Origin of the sequence: Mesorhizobium sp. LNHC229A00 (genome assembly GCF_000502415.1) — a bacterium.
Taxonomy (GTDB): Bacteria; Pseudomonadota; Alphaproteobacteria; order Rhizobiales; family Rhizobiaceae; genus Mesorhizobium.
The window spans coordinates 1-1,320 of the sequence record NZ_AYWQ01000081.1; the positions used below are offsets into that span (position 1 = coordinate 1).

Below are 1,320 nucleotides of genomic sequence, written 5' to 3' on the forward strand. Positions count from 1 at the left end.
GGACATGGCGGTGCACCACATCACCGATGCCGTAGCCGCGACCGGGATGGACCCGAACGACGCTCGGGCGCTGGTCGCGAAGGGCGCCGACATCCTCTGCGCTCACAACGCCGCGTTCGACAGCCGGTTCATTCGCGGTCACAACCTGCCGTGGATTTGCTCATTCAAAGCGGCGCGCACCGCCTGGCCGGAGATGCAGTCGCACGGCAACGGATCGATCCGCTACGAGCGCGGGCTCTGTCTCGACGATCCTCGGACGGAGCCGTCGCACCGCGCCGGGCCTGACACCTGGGTGACCGCGCATATCTTGCTCGACCTCCTGAAGCTCTACACGCCCGAAATGCTGATCGACATGTCGATGAAGCCGGTCACGTTGATGAAGGTCGGGTTCGGCGAGCACTACGGGAAACGCTGGTCTGAGGTGCCGACCAAGTATCTGGACTGGGTCCTTCACAAATCGACGATGCCGACCGATCCCACAAAGGAAGACGTCGTCCATACCGCGCGCCTGGAATGGGTGAAGCGGACTTCCGATCCCCAACCGAAGCCTGCCGCACCGGCGCCGACCAGAGAGGTCGTCGATCCAGATGCGTGGCGCAAAGACATAGGGAAGTTCTGATCATGACCCAGACCAAGGAATTCCCGACGCGCGACGTGCTGTCGACGATCGCCGGCGTTCTCATAAGCGAGATCGGCGGCGTCTATGAAGTGCTCAACTGGATGACGGGTGAGAGCGTCTACACGCATCAGATCCCCCGCATCAGCCGTGAGGCAACGCCCGTCGTCCTCAAGATGCACCCCCAGCTTGAACCTACGATCGCCGAAGCCGAGCATGTGACGCCCGACAACTATCTGGAATGGCGCACGACGTGGGAGGAGCGATACGGCCTCACGATCGCGGTTCCGAAAATGACGATCGCCGAACACGAACGAATCGATCCAATCTCCGAACTCGCCGAGAAGATGCACCCCGACAAGATCATCGTCGTCAACGTGGATGACGTGTGATGCCCGGCCTCCGCGAAGCCAAGACATTCGAGGTTCTCACCGCTCTGGGTGACCATGAGGTCACCACCGCGCAGAAGCTGGCGGCGCGCGTCAAGGTCAGCGAGCGGACGATCTACCGCTATATCCGCGATCTCCGCTCCGCCGGTGCCCCGATCCTTTCAGAGGCCGGCCTGGGCTATCAGCTGAGGAAGCGGGGTAGCAGCAATGGGTGAAGTCACCGCAATCTCGTGGTGCGACCACACGTTCAATCCTTGGGTAGGCTGCACAAAGGTCTCACCAGAGCGCGACAGATCGGAAGAGCACACGTCTGAA

General features: G+C 61.7%; 3 protein-coding genes. All 3 read left to right on the forward strand.

Going from position 1 to position 1,320, the window contains the following annotated elements:
* Positions 1 to 619, forward strand: a 619-nt coding sequence (locus X742_RS1000000175105) for a DNA polymerase III subunit epsilon (protein ID WP_023775598.1), incomplete at its 5' end; no start/stop codon positions are given.
* Positions 620 to 621: 2 nt separating this feature from the next.
* The gene (locus tag X742_RS140490) at positions 622 to 1,008 is read left to right on the forward strand and encodes a hypothetical protein (protein WP_023775599.1); all 387 of its coding nucleotides are present in this window, start codon (positions 622 to 624) and stop codon (positions 1,006 to 1,008) included.
* On the forward strand, positions 1,008 to 1,220 hold the full coding sequence (locus tag X742_RS140485) for an HTH domain-containing protein (RefSeq protein WP_023775600.1): 213 nt from the start codon (positions 1,008 to 1,010) through the stop codon (positions 1,218 to 1,220). Before X742_RS140490 ends, X742_RS140485 begins: the two co-directional genes overlap by 1 nt.
* Positions 1,221 to 1,320: the final 100 nt, after the last annotated feature.

What these genes read in the sequence shown, in the direction of transcription:
- X742_RS140485 (WP_023775600.1), top strand. Translation starts at nt 1,008, where the DNA reads ATGCCCGGCCTCCGCGAAGCCAAGACATTCGAGGTTCTCACCGCTCTG.
- X742_RS140490 (WP_023775599.1), top strand. Translation starts at nt 622, where the DNA reads ATGACCCAGACCAAGGAATTCCCGACGCGCGACGTGCTGTCGACGATC.